Genomic DNA, 16,886 nt, shown 5'->3' with positions numbered 1-16,886 from the left:
CTCAGCCACTTGGGGCCCGCAACCACCCGGGCCGGCGAAACCCGAGAAGAGACAGGCAGATGACTGAGCACGCCGCATCCCCCCGCCGCGGGGACACCCCGGCCGCCCACGCTCCCGCTCCCCAGCACGTCGTCGAGACCATGACCGGAGCCCAGTCGCTCATCCGCTCGCTGGAGGCCGTGGGCGCGGACACCGTCTTCGGCATCCCGGGCGGGGCCATCCTTCCCGCGTACGACCCGCTGATGGACTCGACCAAGGTGCGCCACATCCTGGTCCGCCACGAGCAGGGCGCCGGCCACGCCGCCACCGGTTACGCCCAGGCCACCGGCAAGGTCGGGGTCTGCATGGCCACCTCGGGGCCGGGCGCGACCAACCTGGTGACCCCGATCGCCGACGCGTACATGGACTCCGTCCCGATGGTGGCGATCACCGGGCAGGTCGCCTCCAAGGCGATCGGCACCGACGCCTTCCAGGAGGCGGACATCTGCGGCATCACGATGCCGATCACCAAGCACAACTTCCTGGTGACCGACCCCGCCGAGATCCCTCGGGTGATCTCCGAGGCGTTCCACATCGCCGCCACCGGCCGACCCGGCCCGGTGCTGGTCGACATCGCCAAGGACGCGCTGCAGGCCACCACCACCTTCCGCTGGCCGGCCGAGACCTCGCTGCCCGGCTACCGCCCGGTCACCAAGCCGCACGCCAAGCAGATCCGCGAGGCCGCGAAGATGCTGGTGAGCGCCCGGCGCCCGGTGCTGTACGTCGGCGGCGGGGTGCTCAAGGCGCACGCCACGGCCGAACTGCGGATCCTCGCCGAGCTGACCGGCGCCCCCGTGGTCACCACGCTGATGGCGCTCGGCGCCTTCCCCGACAGCCACCCGCAGCACCTGGGCATGCCCGGCATGCACGGCACCGTCCCGGCCGTCACCGCGCTGCAGAAGTCGGACCTGCTCTTCACCCTGGGCGCCCGCTTCGACGACCGCGTCACCGGCAAGCTGGACAGCTTCGCGCCCTACGCCAAGGTCGTCCACGCCGACATCGACCCGGCCGAGATCGGCAAGAACCGCCCGGCCGACGTGCCGATCGTCGGCGACGCCCGCGAGGTGCTGGCCGACCTGATCGTCGCCGTCCAGGCCGAGTTCGACGCCGGCCACCGCAGCGACTACGCGGACTGGTGGGTCAAGCTCAACGAGTGGAAGAAGACCTACCCGCTGGGCTACGAGCCGGCCCCGGCCGGTCAGCTCTCCCCGCAGCAGGTCATCGAGCGGATCGGCCGGCTGGTCGGCCCGGAGGCGATCTACGCCGCGGGCGTCGGCCAGCACCAGATGTGGAGCTCGCAGTTCATCCAGTTCGAGAAGCCGGCCACCTGGCTGAACTCGGGCGGCGCGGGCACCATGGGCTACGCGGTGCCGGCCGCGATGGGGGCCAAGGCGGGCCGCCCCGAGACGGCGGTCTGGGCGATCGACGGCGACGGCTGCTTCCAGATGACCAATCAGGAACTCGTCACCTGCGCCCTGAACGACATCCCGATCAAGGTCGCGGTCATCAACAACGGTTCGCTGGGCATGGTCCGCCAGTGGCAGACCCTCTTCTACAACCAGCGCTACTCCAACACCGTGCTGCACGCCGGCCCGGACCACGACGGCATCGAGCCGCCGGCCCAGGGCACCCGGATCCCCGACTTCGTGCTGCTCTCCGAGGCGATGGGCTGCGTCGGCCTGCGCTGCGAGCGCCCGGAGGACCTGGACGCGGTGATCAAGCAGGCGATGGAGATCAACGACCGCCCGGTCGTCATCGACTTCATCGTCCACCAGGACGCCATGGTCTGGCCGATGGTCGCGGCCGGCACCAGCAACGACGAGATCCAGTTCGCCAAGGGCGTCCGGCCCGACTTCGGCGACGACCTCGACTGACGCCCGCTCCGGAACGCCAAGGGAACAGAGACCCCATGTCCAAGCACACCCTCTCCGTCCTGGTCGAGAACAAGCCCGGCGTGCTCGCCCGCATCGCCTCGCTGTTCTCCCGTCGGGGCTTCAACATCGACTCCCTCGCCGTCGGCCCGACGGAGCACCCGGACATCTCCCGGATGACGATCGTGGTCAACGTCGAGGACCTCCCGCTGGAACAGGTCACCAAGCAGCTCAACAAGCTCGTGAACGTGATAAAGATCGTCGAACTCGACCAGTCCGCTGCGATCCAGCGGGAACTGGTCCTGGTGAAGGTCCGCGCCGACAACGAGACGCGGTCGCAGATCGTCGAGATCGTCCAGCTCTTCCGCGCCAAGACGGTCGACGTGTCCCCCGACGCGGTGACCATCGAGGCCACCGGTAGTTCGGACAAGCTGGAGGCCATGCTCCGGATGCTGGAGCCGTACGGCGTCAAGGAGCTCGTCCAGTCCGGCCTGGTGGCCATCGGCCGCGGCGCCCGGTCGATCACCGACCGCTCGCTGCGCGCCCTCGACCGCAGCGCGTAGCGCGGTCGTCTCACCCCCTGAAGCACCGTCCCGCACCCTGCCGGGTCCACGTACCGTGGGAACGTACCCGGCAAGACCATCACGCAAGGAGATGTGCCCCCGTGGCCGAGCTGTTCTACGAAGACGACGCCGACCTGTCCATCATCCAGGGCCGCAAGGTCGCGGTCATCGGCTACGGCAGCCAGGGCCACGCCCACGCGCTGTCCCTGCGCGACTCGGGTGCCGACGTCCGGGTCGGTCTGAAGGCCGACTCGAAGTCCCGCGCCAAGGCGGAGGAGGCCGGCCTGCGCGTCGTCACCCCGGCCGAGGCCGCCGCCGAGGCCGACGTCATCATGATCCTGGTGCCGGACCCGATCCAGTCCGACGTCTACGAGGAGTCCATCGCGCCGCACCTGAAGGCGGGCGACGCCCTGTTCTTCGGCCACGGCCTGAACATCCGCTTCGGCTTCATCAAGCCGCCGGCCGACGTCGACGTCTGCATGGTCGCCCCGAAGGGTCCGGGCCACCTGGTCCGCCGCCAGTACGAGGAGGGTCGCGGCGTCCCCGCGATCGTCGCCGTCGAGCAGGACGCCTCCGGCAAGGCCCTGGAGCTGGCGCTGTCCTACGCCAAGGGCATCGGCGCCACCAAGGCCGGCGTCATCAAGACGACCTTCACCGAGGAGACCGAGACCGACCTGTTCGGTGAGCAGGCCGTCCTCTGCGGTGGCACCGCCGCCCTGGTGAAGGCCGGGTTCGAGACCCTGGTCGAGGCCGGCTACCAGCCGGAGATCGCCTACTTCGAGTGCCTGCACGAGCTGAAGCTCATCGTCGACCTGATGTACGAGGGCGGCCTGGAGAAGATGCGCTGGTCGGTCTCCGAGACCGCCGAGTGGGGCGACTACGTCACCGGCCCCCGCATCATCACCGACGCCACCAAGGCCGAGATGAAGAAGGTCCTCGCCGAGATCCAGGACGGCACCTTCGCCAACACCTGGATCGCCGAGTACAAGGCCGGTCTGCCCAAGTACAACGAGTACAAGAAGGCCGACGAGGACCACCTGCTGGAGACCACCGGCAAGAAGCTCCGCAAGCTGATGAGCTGGGTCAAGGAAGAGGCCTGAGCCTTAAGGCTCCGCCCCCTTCGGGACCTGTCCGATTCCGTAGGGTCCTTGTACAACTAGGCTGCTCCCGTCCGGGTGATTTCGCCGGACGGGAGCAGCCTGGTACCCAGCCCGTCGATACACTTCCGAGTGCGCGTCAGGCCCACAGCGTCGTGCGTCTACCTACGCGGCATGCCACCTTCCCCCCGCCTTCCACGCCACCTACGTGCCGGGGGGAACCGGACAGTTAAGGACCACTGTCGTGAGCACTGTGACCAAGACCGCCGTTGTACTGATCGCCGAAGAGCTGTCCCCCGCCACCGTCGACGCCCTCGGGCCGGACTTCGAGATCCGCCACTGCAACGGTGCGGACCGCACCGAGCTGCTGACCGCGATCGCGGACGTGGACGCCATCCTGATCCGCTCCGCCACCAAGGTGGACGCCGAGGCGCTGGCCGCCGCCCGCAAGCTCAAGGTGGTCGCCCGCGCCGGCGTCGGCCTCGACAACGTGGACGTCGCCGCGGCCACCAAGGCCGGCGTGATGGTCGTCAACGCGCCGACCTCCAACATCGTCACCGCCGCCGAACTCGCCTGCGGCCTGCTGATCTCGGTCGCCCGCAACATCGCGCCGGCCAACGCCGCCCTGAAGCAGGGCGAGTGGAAGCGCAACAAGTACACCGGCGTCGAGCTGAGCGAGAAGGTCCTCGGCGTCGTCGGCCTCGGCCGGATCGGCGTGCTGGTCGCGCAGCGGATGTCCGCGTTCGGCATGCAGATCGTCGCGTACGACCCCTACATCCAGGCCGCCCGCGCCGCGCAGATGGGCGTCAAGCTGGTCTCGCTGGAAGAGCTGCTGGAGATCTCGGACTTCATCACCGTCCACCTCCCGAAGACGCCGGAGACCATCGGTCTGATCGGCGACGAGGCGCTGCACAAGGTCAAGCCCAGCGTGCGCATCGTCAACGCCGCCCGCGGCGGCATCGTGGACGAGGCCGCGCTGGCGAGCGCCCTGCGCGACGGCCGGGTGGCCGGCGCCGGTCTGGACGTCTACGCCAAGGAGCCGTGCACCGACTCCCCGCTGTTCGGCTTCGACAACGTGGTGGCCACCCCGCACCTGGGCGCCTCCACCGACGAGGCCCAGGAGAAGGCCGGCATCGCGGTCGCCAAGTCCGTCCGCCTGGCGCTGGCCGGCGAGCTCGTCCCGGACGCCGTCAACGTCCAGGGCGGCGTGATCGCCGAGGACGTCCGCCCGGGCCTGCCGCTGGCCGAGCGGCTCGGCCGGATCTTCACCGCGCTGGCCGGCGAGGTGGCCGTCCGCCTGGACGTCGAGGTCCGCGGCGAGATCACCCAGCACGATGTGAAGGTGCTCGAACTGTCCGCCCTCAAGGGTGTGTTCGAGGACGTCGTGGCGGAGACGGTGTCCTACGTCAACGCCCCGCTGTTCGCCCAGGAGCGCGGTGTCGAGGTGCGCCTGACCACCTCCAGCGAGAGCCCCGAGCACCGCAACGTGATCACCGTCCGCGGCACCCTGGCGGACGGCGGCGAGATCGCCATCTCCGGCACCCTGGCCGGTCCGAAGCAGACCCAGAAGATCGTCGGCGTGGACGCCTTCGACGTGGACGTGGCGCTCACCGACCACATGGCGTTCTTCAAGTACGAGGACCGCCCGGGCGTGGTCGGCGTGCTCGGCCGCCACCTCGGCGACGCCGGCATCAACATCGCCGGCATGCAGGTGGCCCGCGACGGCAGCGGCGCGCTCGCCTCGATCACCGTGGACTCCCAGATCCCGCAGGAGGTGCTGTCGGCGATCGCGGCCGAGATCGGCGCCCGCTTCGCCCGCTCGGTCGACCTGGGCGCCTGAGCCCCGGCAGAGCCGTTCGACAGGGCCCGGACCACCGCCGCGCGGTGGTCCGGGCCCTGTCGCGTCCGGGGCCGGACCGGCGTTCCGGGTGAGTCCCGTCTCAGATACTAGGAAATCCAAGTATTCGTGCAGACAGGCCAGGGCCCGGGTCGTACCGTGGAAGAGCCATACGGTGCGCCGCCCCTGCAGCCAGGGTGTGCGGCCCGTGTGCGCCCGTACGCCGTGGGCAGGCGATCCCCGCCCGGCGTGCTCCCGCTCCGCCGTGAGCCCCCCTGGCGACGCGCTTCGCCGGCACCCCCCTCTCCCCACCCTCTGCGCCACTGCCCGGCGCATTCGATCCAAGGAGCCCGGTATGCCTCCCACCGCAGACCGCCACGCCACCCCCGCCCCCGCCACCACCGCCCGTGCGCCGCGCCGCCGCCGCGCGACCGAGCGGCCCCCGTTCGCCGCCGCCGCGCTGCAGCGCGCGCTGGACCGCCGTGACAACGGTGGCGTGACCGGCCACCTCTGAGCGGGCCGCCTCCCGGCGTCCTGGGCCCAGGGCCGCTCGCCGCTGGGCCGGGCGGGCCTCGCCCTCCGGAACCGGCGTTCATCTGCCGAATAGCCCGCACGGCCTGACGGTGAGTCACTCCCGAGAGTGCACGTGGCACCCGTTGGAGGGATGTTGCTCGCGCTGTCCGGCGCGATCATCCTAATTTGGGGCCCCGGAAGGGTGATCGGCGTCCGCGCGGGCGGGCGTCAGCGGCACGGCGTGCGGATCAGTTCCCCTTGCCGGGGGAGAGGGCCCAGTGCGTCAGCCACCCGTCCGTCGTCCGATCGCCCGGATCGGCCTCACCCTGGCCCTGCTGGCGGGGCCGTTCCTGCTCACCGCCGCCCCGGCGGCCGGCAGTCCACCGACGGCCGAGCCCCCCGGCGCCGGCCGCCCGGCCTCCGTCCTGCTGGAGCTCGGCACCGAGGCCGCAGGTCCGGCCTGGCGGCAGGCGGCCGCCGAGGCCCGGCGGGCCCGGCGCTCCCCGGAGGCCGTCCGCCAGGAGGCCGCGCGGGCCGGAGCCGAGCAGGTGACCCGGGCGTCCGAAGCGCTCGACCGGCTGGCCCGGGCCGTCCGCGGCACGGCTCCCACCGTCCGCGAGCTGTACCGCACCCGAACCCTGCTCACCGGACTCGCCGTCACCGTGCCGGCCTCGCGGCTGCCCGCCCTGCGCGCGCTGCCGGGCGTCCGGGCCGTCCACCCCATCGTGCGCAAGCAGCGGGACAACGCGCACTCCGTGCCGCTGACCGGTGCGCCGTGGGTCTGGGACGCCGGATCCGGTGACGCCGGGGCCGGCAACACCGGTCAGGGGGTGCGGATCGGCATCATCGACAGCGGCATCGACTACACCCACGCGGACTTCGGCGGCCCCGGCACCGAGGACGCGTTCAAGGCCGTGGACGGCGCCAAGCCCGCACCCGCCGGCCTCTTCCCGAACGCCAAGGTGGTCGGCGGCCGCGACCTGGTCGGCGACGACTACAACCCGGACCCGGCCTCCCCGCACCACCAGCCCGACCCGCACCCGGACGACAACCCGATCGACTGCGCGCTCAACGGCCACGGCACGCACGTCGCCGGTACCGCCGCCGGCCTCGGCGTCACCACCGACGGCCGCCCCTACCCCGGCCCCTACCGGCCCGGCCTCGACCCGGCCGGCTTCGCGGTCGGCCCGGGCGCCGCGCCCGGCGCGCAGCTGTACGCGATCCGGGTGTTCGGCTGCGACGGCGCCACCGACCAGCTCGCCCAGGCCCTCGACGTGGCCGCCGACCCGAACGGCGACGGCGACCTCGGCGACCGGCTCGACGTCGTCAACCTCTCCCTCGGCAGCCGCTTCGGCGCCACCGACGACGCCGACGCGATCGCCGTCGACCACCTCTCCGAACTCGGCACCGTGGTGGTCGCGGCGGCCGGGAACGAGGGCGACGTCTACGGCATCGGCGGCAGCCCCGGCACCGCCGCCCGGGCCGTCGCCGTCGCCGCCTCGGTCGACCCGCACAGCGACGCCGACGGCCTGACGGTACTGGCCCCCGAGCCGCTCGCCGGGGTCGTCCCGAGCCACTGGAGCGCCCGCTACCAGGGCTGGTCGAGCGCCGACGTCAGCGGTGAACTCGCCCTGCCCGTCGACCAGTCCGACGGCTGCACGGCGTTCGGCGAGGCCGACCGGCAGCGGCTCGCCGGGCGGATCGCCGTCCTCGCCTGGAGCACCCGGGCGTCCGAGCGGGCCTGCGGCTCCGGGCCGCGCGCGGACCACGCCGCCGACGCGGGCGCGATCGGCGCGCTGCTCGCCGCCGACGACGACCACCTCGCCGAGGTCTCCGGCAACGACCGGATCCCGCTCGCGCTGCTCGCCCGGGCCGACGGCGAACGGCTGCGCCAGGGTGCCGCGAGCGGCCCGGTCACCGTCCGGCTGGCCGCCCCCGGCAATCCGCTGCACGGTGTCGTCTCCCAGGACCAGCCGCAACGCGCCGACACCCTCACCGACTTCACCTCGCGCGGGATCGGCGTCCCCGGCGTGGTCAAGCCCGACCTCGCCGCCCCCGGCGAGACCATCTGGTCCGCCAAGGCCGGCAGCGGCGTCGGCGGCCAGCGCGAGGACGGCACCTCGATGGCCACCCCGCACGTCGCCGGGCTGGCCGCGCTGGTCCGCGCGGCCCACCCGGAGTGGACGGTCGAGCAGCTCAAGGCCGCGCTGATGAACACCGCCGGGGACACCTGGCCCGGCGACGGGCACACCGGCCCGGTCTACGGCCCCGAGCGCACCGGCGCCGGCCGGGCCCAGGTGGACCGCGCCGTCCGGACCCCGGTGGTCGCCTACGCGGCGGGCGAGGGCGCGGCGCCGGGCAGCGTCGGCGTCTCCTTCGGCCCGGTGGCCGTCGGCGGCCCGCTCGGGCTCGTCCGCGAGGTCGAGGTCCGCAACCTGTCCGGCACCTCGGCGCTGTACCGCACCGGCTACGCGGCCGCCACCGAACTGCCCGGCGCCCGCTTCGAGATCGCGCCCGACCGGGTCGAGGTGCCGGCCGGCGGCACCGCCCGGGTCAGGGTCACGCTGACCGTCCCGGGACAGCTGGGCCGCGCGCCCGACCCGACCATCGACACCAGCCAGGGCGGCCGGGCCCGCAGCTACCGGGGCGAGCTCTCCGGGCGGCTGCTGCTCACGCCCGTCTCGGACGACGCGCTGCCCGAGCTGCGGGTCCCGCTGCTCGCCGCTCCCCGCCCGGCCTCGGACCTGAGCGCGGCGGCGCCGGCGCGCGGCACCGGGACCGGCGCCCTGGTCGTGCTCGGCGGCACCCGGGCGCCGGCCGAGCAGCCCGGACTGCTCAGCGCCTTCGCGCTGGGCGGCGAGGGCGCCCGCTGGCCCGACTGCCCGCCCGACAGCGGCGCCGCGGTCGGACCGGGGGCCGGCATCGTCCCGGAGGAGAGCACCGAACCGCAGGCCCCGCAGGACGTCTGCGTCGAGCGCCCCGGCGACCGGGCGGCCAACCTGCGCGCGGTCGGCGCGGCCTCCGACGCGCCCGCCGTCGGCGACGGGCAGGGCATGCTCTACCTCGCCGCGCAGTTCTGGGCGCCCGCCGCCACCCCGGTCGGCGTCTTCGCCGTCCGGGCCTCGCTGGACACCGACGGGGACGGCGCCACCGACGTCTTCGTCAAGGCGGACCGGCAGCCCGGCAGCGACGTCCTGGTCGCCCGGTCGGTGGACGCCCGCAGCGGTGCCGAGCTGGACGTCCAGCCGCTGAACGCCCGCTGGGGGGACACCGACACCGCGCTGCTGGACAGCGACGTCCTGGTGCTGCCGGTGCGCCTCGCCGCCCTGCCGGGGGTGCGCGCCGGGCACAGCACCGTCCGCTACGGGCTCTGGACCGGTGTCGCCACCTCGGGGAAGCCCGACCCGGCCGAGGCGTTCTCCGCCGTCGGCCTGCGCGGCACCAGGCCCACCCTCGCGGTCGACGTGCTGCACCCCGCCGTGGACGTCCGGACCGGCCCCGGCGGCCCCGCCGCGGTGGCCGCCGCCCTCCCGCCGGGCACCGTCCTCGATGTCCGGCGCGCCGGCGGTGACACCTCCCGGCTGCTCCTGCTCCACCACTTCAACCGGGACGGCCACCGGGGACAGGTCCTCGCCCTCCCCTGACCGATCCGTCCCGTCCCGCCCCGCCGGAGGCCGTCACCGCACGCGGTGACGGCCTCCGGCATCGCTACCCGTCGGCGCGCCCCCGGTGGGCGGCCCGGCGGATCCGGCGCGGTGTGCGGGTGGGCCGGTGGCGGAGCCGGCCGAAGACCCCGGTCAGGGTGGTGACGGCGGCCGCGGCCAGCGCGAGGAGCAGTCCCTCGGTCAGACCGGGCGGGCGGAACGAGCAGCTGATCCGGTCCGCGCCGGCGCCGAGCGGGACACCGATCATGCCGAGGACGGAGGTGGGCGCGGTGGGCCGGCCGCCGCCGGTCGCGCAGGTCCAGCCCGCGGTGGCGGGGACGGAGAGCAGCGCCGTCCCGGTGCTGCCGGGCGGGAGGGCGGCGGCCAGGGTGTGCCCGCCGGCCGTGACCGAGCGGGCGCCGGTCGCGGTGAGCCGCGCGACGGCCGCGTCCAGCGCGCCGGGCCGCAGACAGCCGACCGGCCGGGCCGGGACCTGGGTGACGGTGTCCGCGCGCAGCACCACCCGCACCACGCCGTCGGCGGGCACCGTCCCCAGCTCGTGGATCGGCACCGCGGTGGTCGGCTGCTCGCCGTCGCTGCGGTAGCTCGCGGCGAGGCCGCTCACCGTGCCGTCGAACCAGACCCCGTGGAAGTACGCGGTGGCGCCCGGGGTGCAGGCCGCGGTGAACGCGGTGCCGTCCGAACCGGCGGGGGTGGCGGGGACGGACCAGCCGCTGCTGCCGTGCTGCGCCGGCTCCGGACCGCCGGCCGGGACCAGCCCGGGGACGTCGTAGACCGGGCCGCCGAGCAGCGACTCCTGGCGCGACCAGACCGAGGAGGTGTCCGGGGCGGAGCCCGCCGGGAGGACGGTGACCAGCGGGGGAGCGGCGGACCGGGCGACCGTGAAGCCGTTCGGCGGCGGCCCGTCGGCGAGCTGGGTCCGGACGGCGAACAGCGCCCGTCCGACCGGGTCCGTGACGCTCCGGGTGAGCCGCCCGCCGGCCGACCAGCCGGCGCCCAGGTCGTGCAGCAGCAGCGCGGTGACGGTGGGCAGGGACCCGCTGGAGTAGCCGCCGCCCTGGCCGTCGAGCAGCAGCGGGTCGTTCGGGGTGAAGGCGTGCGGTCCCGGGTCGCTCCGGGCCCGCGGCCAGTCGGCGGCCTGCCGCAGCGCCGCGTGCGCGGCCCGGACGGCGGCGCCCGAGGGCGTCCCGCCGGCCGGCGTGCCCAGCGCGGCGTAGGCCGACCAGACCGCTCCGCCGAGCACCGCGGCGCCCAGGACGGCGGTCGCGGCGGCGCCCGCCCGGCGGTCGGTGTGCCGGTGCTCCAGGGTCCACAGCGCGGCGAGCAGCACCGCGCCGCCCAGCGCGAGCAGGGCCCAGGTCGACCCGTGCACCGGGCGGTGCGCCGCCGCGATCCCGGCCACCAGGGCGACCACGGCGGCGCCGCCGAGCAGCGTCGGGGTGTCGGGCCGGTGCACCAGCGAGACCCAGCCGGCCAGCACCAGCAGCCCGCTGAGCACGAAGGCCGCCCGGTAGGGGCCGCCGGCCGGGATGGCCAGGCCGTGCCAGACCAGCACGGTCGGCGTCCAGACGAAGCTCAGCACCACCAGGGCCAGCAGGGCGCACCAGACGATCCGCTCCCGGGGCCGCACCCGCCGGTTGAACGGCAGCCCGGCCACCAGCAGCAGGCCGAGCAGGCCGATCGAGACGTCCGGCAGTGGCCGCCCGCTCTGGGTGCCGGGCAGCAACTGGGCGAGGTGCCCGCCGAGCCCGGAGGGGCCGAGCGGCTGGACGGGGGACTCGGGCTGCGCCTCCTGGGCGGCCCGGACGCCGACGAACAGCACCGGTGCGGCGAGCAGCACCCCGAGGCCGGCCGTGGTGACCGCCCGACCGGTCACCCGGACCACGGCCTTGAACGGCCGCCGGACGGCCGCCAGCCGCACCGCGAGCACCAGGCCGGCCGTGATGGTGGCCATCGCGGCGGTGTAGAGGTTGCCCGCCCAGGCGAGGGCGACGCAGAGGGTGCCGGCCACCCAGCGGCGCTCGTGCAGGCACCAGTCGCCGGCCAGGACGAGCAGCGGCAGCGAGACCAGGCCCCAGAGCCACATCGGGGCCGCCCCGCCCACGGTCGGCACCCAGGCGCAGAGCCCGTAGCCGAGGGCGGCGACCGCCCGCAGCCAGTGCGGGCCGGCGTGCAGGCGGCCCAGCGCGTGGGTCATCAGGCCGGTGCCCAGGCCGATGCTGCCCAGCGCCACCAGGAAGACCGCGAGCTGGGCCTGGTCGCGCGGCAGCAGCGCGGCCGGCCAGGAGAACGGGTTCATCAGGTAGGCGAAGAAGTCGGCCAGGAACGGCGCGCCGTACCCGCTGTTCCAGGTGAACAGCAGGTCCCCGGTGGTCTCGCCGTGGACGAGGTCCCACAGCTGGGCGTGGAACGGCACCGCCGTCTCCGCGGCCCCGGGCGGCCAGGCCCCGCGCAGGGCGGCGGCGAGCGCGTACCCGGCCATGCCCAGGCCCGCCGCGACCCCGCAGGCCAACGCCTCCCGCCGTCGCTCGGCCATGGTGATTCGCCCCGTTCCACGAGGAATGCCGGACCAGTTCGTCGCGAGCATAGACGCGCCCCGGGCGCGGGTTCCGCCTCCCGCGCTCCCTCGTGGGAGTGACGTCCGGCGGGATCCCGCCGAGTGGCCCGAGAGCGTCCGTCAGGATTACCGGTGGGAGGAATCACCACACGTACGTGCTGGATCCGGCGACGCCGTCCTACCGGCTGACCGGGATCCACCACCAGCAGCTGAAGCTCGACCGGCCGTTCGCGGTCGATGTCGACCTCATCTGATCGGGCGTCCGGATAGTGGACGCGAAGTGTCAGCCCCTGGGACGGCGGAGTAGGGTCCGAGCATGTCTCGCACCATTCGTCTCGCAGTAGTTCCCGGTGACGGCATCGGCCAGGAAGTGGTGGCCGAAGGCCTCAAGGTCCTTGGCGCGGCGCTGCCCGCCGACGTGAAGCTGGAGACCACCGAGTACGACCTCGGCGCCCGGCGCTACCACCGCACCGGCGAGACGCTGCCGGACAGCGTGCTGGCGGAGCTGAAGACCCACGACGCGATCCTGCTCGGCGCCATCGGCGACCCGAGCGTCCCGTCCGGGGTGCTGGAGCGCGGGCTGCTGCTGAAGCTGCGGTTCGCCTTCGACCACCACATCAACCTGCGGCCGGGCCGGCTCTTCCCGGGCGTCGCGTCGCCGCTGGCCGGTGACCCCGCGATCGACTTCGTGGTCGTCCGCGAGGGCACCGAGGGCCCGTACGTCGGCAACGGCGGCTCGCTGCGCACCGGCACCGAGCACGAGGTGGCCACCGAGGTCAGCCTGAACACCGCCTACGGCATCGAGCGGGTCGTCCGCGACGCCTACCGCCGGGCCCAGGCGCGGCCGCGCAAGAAGCTGACCCTCGTCCACAAGAACAACGTGCTGGTGCACGCCGGTCACCTGTGGACGCGGATCTTCGAGCAGGTCGGCCGGGAGTTCCCCGAGGTCACCACCGACTACCTGCACGTCGACGCGGCGACCATCTTCTTCGTCACCCAGCCCGAGCGGTTCGACGTGATCGTCACCGACAACCTGTTCGGCGACATCCTGACCGACCTGGCCGCCGCCGTCACCGGCGGGATCGGCCTGGCCGCCAGCGGCAACATCAACCCGAGCGGCGACTTCCCGTCGATGTTCGAGCCCGTGCACGGCTCCGCCCCGGACATCGCGGGCCAGGGCAAGGCCGACCCGACCGCCACCGTGCTCTCGGTCGCCATGCTGCTGGAGCACCTCGGCTTCGCCGCCGAGGCCGCCGCGGTCGAGGCCGCGGTCGCCGCGGACCTGACCGAGCGCACCGGCGCCCGCAGCACCTCCCAGGTCGGCGACGCGCTCGCCGCCCGAGTATCCGGCTGACAGGCCGGATCCGACACGCGGGATCAGGCCGGGAGGCCGGATCCGACAAGCGGTGTTCCGGCCGAAGGGGCCGGGGCGCACAAGCGCACAACCGCGGCCGCCGACTCCTCCTGGGGTCGACAGCTGTTCGGCACGGCCCTCTGGATGCGAGTATCGACAGTGGGCCGTGCCGTCGTGCGTTCGTTCGCCGAAACGTTCACCCGACGGAGGCGGCCCGGACCAACCCCACGGTGAAGGACACACAGCCATGAGCACGCCCACCCAGGCGCCCATCACGTTCGACCTCAAGCCCTCCGCGCACCCGCTGTCCGACGCGGAGCGCGAGGCCCGGCTGGCCAACCCCGGCTTCGGGAGGATCTTCACCGACCACATGGTCACCATCCGGTGGACCGAGGGCCTGGGCTGGCACGACGCCCAGCTGGCGCCGTACGCGCCGCTGGAGATCGACCCGGCGAACATGACGCTGCACTACGGTCAGTCGATCTTCGAGGGCCTGAAGGCCTACCGCCAGGCCGACGGCTCGATCGCGACCTTCCGCCCGGAGGCCAACGCCGCCCGCTTCCAGGCCTCCGCCCGCCGGCTGGCCATGCCGGAGCTGCCGATCGAGACCTTCGTCGAGGCCGTCGAGCACCTGGTCCAGCAGGAGCAGAACTGGGTGCCGAACGAGCAGGAGCAGAGCCTCTACCTGCGGCCCTTCATGTTCGCCACCGAGGTCGGCCTGGGCGTGCGCCCGGCCAACTCCTACCTCTTCATGATCATCGCCTCGCCGGCCGGCGCCTACTTCTCCGGTGGCGTCAAGCCGGTCTCGGTCTGGCTCTCCGAGGACTACGTCCGCGCCGCGCCGGGCGGCACCGGTGCCGCCAAGTGCGCCGGCAACTACGCCGCCTCGCTGGTCGCCCAGGCCGAGGCCGCCGCCAAGGGCTGCGACCAGGTGGTCTGGCTCGACGCCGCCGAGCACCGGTGGATCGAGGAGATGGGCGGGATGAACCTGTACTTCGTCTTCGGCGAGGGCAAGGACGCGAAGATCGTCACCCCCGAGCTCTCCGGCGCGCTGCTCCCCGGCATCACCCGCGACTCGCTGCTCCAGCTCGCCGCCGACCTCGGCTACGCCGTCGAGGAGCGGAAGATCTCCACGGACGAGTGGAAGCGGGGCAACGCCGACGGCACCCTCACCGAGGTCTTCGCGTGCGGCACCGCCGCCGTCATCACGCCGGTCGGCTCGGTCAAGTCCCGCGGCGGGGACTGGACCGTCGGCGCCGGCGAGCCCGGCCCGACCACCATGGAGCTGCGCCGGGCGCTGCTGGCCATCCAGGGCGGCCAGCGCCCCGACACCCACGGCTGGCTGCACAAGATCGTCTGATCCGGAGCCGCCCCGGCCCGTGCCGTTTCGGATCGCGAGACGGCCGGGCCGGACTCCGGAGGGTGTGCCACACTGCGAGCGTGTCCTCGCTTTCGCTGATCATTAGCAGCAGGCGCGCCGGTCCGCAGTGACCGCTCCGCAGTACCCGATGCGGAGCGACCACCAGCGTCCAGACCCGCGCGCAGACCTCTCGCACCCGCGAGGGGTCTTTTGCTTTTCGGGCCCGGCCCGAACGGCACACCCCCGGACCGGCCGGAGCCCCCACAAGGGGCCGAGCGACACCGGGCGCGCGCGGGATGCTGGACAGTGGAGCCGGATCAGAACCGGCAGAGCAGTACCAACCTCCCGGAACGGAGACCCAGGGCCATGACCCAGGCCAGCAATCGCACCGACGACAGCTTCCACGTCTTCGACACCACCCTGCGCGACGGCGCGCAGCGCGAGGGCATCAACCTCACGGTGGCCGACAAGCTGACCATTGCCCGGTATCTGGACGAGTTCGGGGTCGGGTTCATCGAGGGCGGCTGGCCCGGCGCCAATCCGCGGGACACCGAGTTCTTCGCCCGGGCCGCCGCCGAACTGGACCTCCGGCACGCCCAGCTGGTCGCCTTCGGCGCCACCCGGCGGGCCGGCGGCAAGGCGGCCGAGGACCCGCAGCTGGCCGCCCTGGTGACCTCCGGCGCCCCGGTGATCACCCTGGTCGCCAAGGCCCACGACCGGCACGTCGAACTGGCGCTGCGCACCACGCTGGACGAGAACCTGGAGATGATCCGGGACAGCGTGGCCTACCTGCGCTCCCAGGACCGCCGGGTGTTCATCGACTGCGAGCACTTCTTCGACGGCTACAAGGCCAACCGCGCCTACGCCCTGGCGGTGGTCCGCGCCGCGCACGAGGCCGGTGCCGACGTGGTGGTGCTCTGCGACACCAACGGCGGGATGCTGCCGGCCGGCGTCCGCGACATCGTCGCCGACGTCCTCGCCGACTCCGCGACCTACAAGCCCGGTGCCCGGATCGGCATCCACGCCCAGGACGACACCGGCTGCGCCGTCGCCAACACGCTGGCCGCGGTCGACTCGGGCGCCACCCACGTCCAGTGCACCGCCAACGGCTACGGCGAGCGGGTCGGCAACGCCAACCTGTTCCCGGTGGTCGGCGCGCTGGAGATCAAGTACGACCGCCGGGTGCTGCCGCCCGGCAGCCTGGCCGAGATGACCCGGATCTCGCACGCGGTCGCCGAGGTGGTCAACCTGACGCCCTCCACCCACCAGCCGTACGTCGGCCACTCCGCCTTCGCGCACAAGGCGGGTCTGCACGCCTCCGCGATCAAGGTCGACCCGGACCTCTACCAGCACATCGACCCGGAGACGGTCGGCAACACCATGCGGATGCTGGTCTCCGACATGGCCGGCCGCGCCTCGGTCGAGCTCAAGGGCAAGGAGCTCGGCTACGACCTGTCCAGCGACCGGGACCTGGCCGGCCGGGTGGTCGTCAGGGTCAAGGAGCAGGAGAACCTCGGCTACACCTACGAGTCCGCCGACGCCTCCTTCGAGCTGCTGCTCCGTGACGAGGTGCGCGGCAGCCGCGAGCGCTTCTACACCCTGGAGTCCTGGCGGACCATCAGCGAGCAGGGGCCGCAGGGCTTCGCGGGCAACGAGGCGACGGTCAAGGTCTGGGCCAAGGGCGAGCGCCGGATCGCCACCGGCGAGGGCAACGGCCCGGTCGACGCGCTGGACAAGGCGCTGCGCACCGCGCTGGAGCGGATCTACCCGCAGCTGGCCAAGCTGGAGCTGGTCGACTACAAGGTCCGCATCCTGGAGGGCCAGCACGGCACCGGTTCCAAGACCCGGGTACTGATCGAGTCCACCGACGGCACCACCAGCTGGTCCACCGTCGGGGTGGCCGACAACGTGATCGCCGCGTCCTGGCTGGCCCTGGACGACGCCTACACCTACGGCCTGCTGCGGGCCGGCCTGGAGCCGTCCGCCGGGTGAGCCCCCGGGCGGTGCGGCCCACGGACCCCCTGGTCCGT

Annotated in this window: 10 protein-coding genes; 9 read left to right on the top strand and 1 reads right to left on the bottom strand. The window is 73.6% G+C overall.

All coding sequences use genetic code 11. The annotated features are described in order from the left end of the window. Nucleotides 1-59: 59 nt before the first annotated feature. From ACFWA9_RS19230 to ACFWA9_RS19205, 6 genes are all read left to right on the top strand, one after another. Entirely contained in the window at nt 60-1,913 is a 1,854-nt protein-coding gene (locus tag ACFWA9_RS19230) for an acetolactate synthase large subunit (RefSeq protein ID WP_329489713.1), read from the top strand. 35 nt (nt 1,914-1,948) lie between these two features. Beyond that, nucleotides 1,949-2,473, top strand: a complete 525-nt coding sequence (gene ilvN / locus ACFWA9_RS19225) for an acetolactate synthase small subunit (RefSeq protein ID WP_329489714.1) — start codon at nt 1,949-1,951, stop codon at nt 2,471-2,473. A gap of 101 nt (nt 2,474-2,574) precedes the next feature. Then, nucleotides 2,575-3,573, top strand: coding sequence for a ketol-acid reductoisomerase (gene ilvC / locus ACFWA9_RS19220; protein WP_329489715.1), 999 nt, complete (start codon nt 2,575-2,577; stop codon nt 3,571-3,573). Nucleotides 3,574-3,823: 250 nt separating this feature from the next. Beyond that, on the top strand, nt 3,824-5,410 hold the full coding sequence (gene serA, locus ACFWA9_RS19215) for a phosphoglycerate dehydrogenase (RefSeq protein WP_329492255.1): 1,587 nt from the start codon (nt 3,824-3,826) through the stop codon (nt 5,408-5,410). A 352-nt stretch (nt 5,411-5,762) separates the two neighbouring features. Then, nucleotides 5,763-5,921, top strand: a complete 159-nt coding sequence (locus ACFWA9_RS19210; RefSeq protein ID WP_329489716.1) for a hypothetical protein — start codon at nt 5,763-5,765, stop codon at nt 5,919-5,921. A 277-nt stretch (nt 5,922-6,198) separates the two neighbouring features. After that, entirely contained in the window at nt 6,199-9,564 is a 3,366-nt protein-coding gene (locus ACFWA9_RS19205) for a S8 family serine peptidase (protein WP_380388414.1), read from the top strand. Between the two features lie 64 nt (nt 9,565-9,628). Here the strand turns inward: ACFWA9_RS19205 and ACFWA9_RS19200 are convergent, their stop codons facing one another. Continuing rightward, nucleotides 9,629-12,121: a YfhO family protein gene (locus ACFWA9_RS19200; RefSeq protein ID WP_380388412.1), complete on the bottom strand. Its 2,493-nt coding sequence runs from the start codon at nt 12,119-12,121 to the stop codon at nt 9,629-9,631. Between the two features lie 337 nt (nt 12,122-12,458). Here ACFWA9_RS19200 and ACFWA9_RS19195 point away from each other — a divergent pair, with 337 nt between their 5' ends. The 3 genes from ACFWA9_RS19195 to cimA all read left to right on the top strand — a co-directional run bounded on the left by ACFWA9_RS19195 (nt 12,459) and on the right by cimA (nt 16,848). After that, a complete protein-coding gene (locus ACFWA9_RS19195) occupies nt 12,459-13,496 on the top strand; it encodes a 3-isopropylmalate dehydrogenase (RefSeq protein WP_380388410.1) in 1,038 nt (345 codons plus the stop codon). 247 nt (nt 13,497-13,743) lie between these two features. Further along, nucleotides 13,744-14,856: a branched-chain amino acid aminotransferase gene (locus ACFWA9_RS19190; RefSeq protein WP_352295295.1), complete on the top strand. Its 1,113-nt coding sequence runs from the start codon at nt 13,744-13,746 to the stop codon at nt 14,854-14,856. Between the two features lie 366 nt (nt 14,857-15,222). Next, nucleotides 15,223-16,848 (top strand): citramalate synthase, encoded by a 1,626-nt coding sequence (gene cimA, locus ACFWA9_RS19185; RefSeq protein ID WP_352295297.1) that lies wholly within the window; start codon nt 15,223-15,225, stop codon nt 16,846-16,848. The last annotated feature ends 38 nt before the right edge of the window (nt 16,849-16,886 follow it).

The organism is Kitasatospora sp. NPDC059973, assembly GCF_042737525.1.
In the GTDB taxonomy this organism is placed as follows: domain Bacteria; phylum Actinomycetota; class Actinomycetes; order Streptomycetales; family Streptomycetaceae; genus Kitasatospora.
Note: the sequence above shows the minus strand (reverse complement) of the source record. Positions and strands in the feature narration are given on the sequence as shown.

Bases quoted from the DNA above. Each gene is read 5' to 3' on its own strand.
- ACFWA9_RS19190 (WP_352295295.1), top strand. From the start codon at position 13,744: ATGAGCACGCCCACCCAGGCGCCCATCACGTTCGACCTCAAGCCCTCC.
- ACFWA9_RS19200 (WP_380388412.1), bottom strand. From the start codon at position 12,121: ATGGCCGAGCGACGGCGGGAGGCGTTGGCCTGCGGGGTCGCGGCGGGC.
- ACFWA9_RS19230 (WP_329489713.1), top strand. From the start codon at position 60: ATGACTGAGCACGCCGCATCCCCCCGCCGCGGGGACACCCCGGCCGCC.
- ACFWA9_RS19195 (WP_380388410.1), top strand. From the start codon at position 12,459: ATGTCTCGCACCATTCGTCTCGCAGTAGTTCCCGGTGACGGCATCGGC.
- ilvN (WP_329489714.1), top strand. From the start codon at position 1,949: ATGTCCAAGCACACCCTCTCCGTCCTGGTCGAGAACAAGCCCGGCGTG.
- ACFWA9_RS19210 (WP_329489716.1), top strand. From the start codon at position 5,763: ATGCCTCCCACCGCAGACCGCCACGCCACCCCCGCCCCCGCCACCACC.
- cimA (WP_352295297.1), top strand. From the start codon at position 15,223: ATGACCCAGGCCAGCAATCGCACCGACGACAGCTTCCACGTCTTCGAC.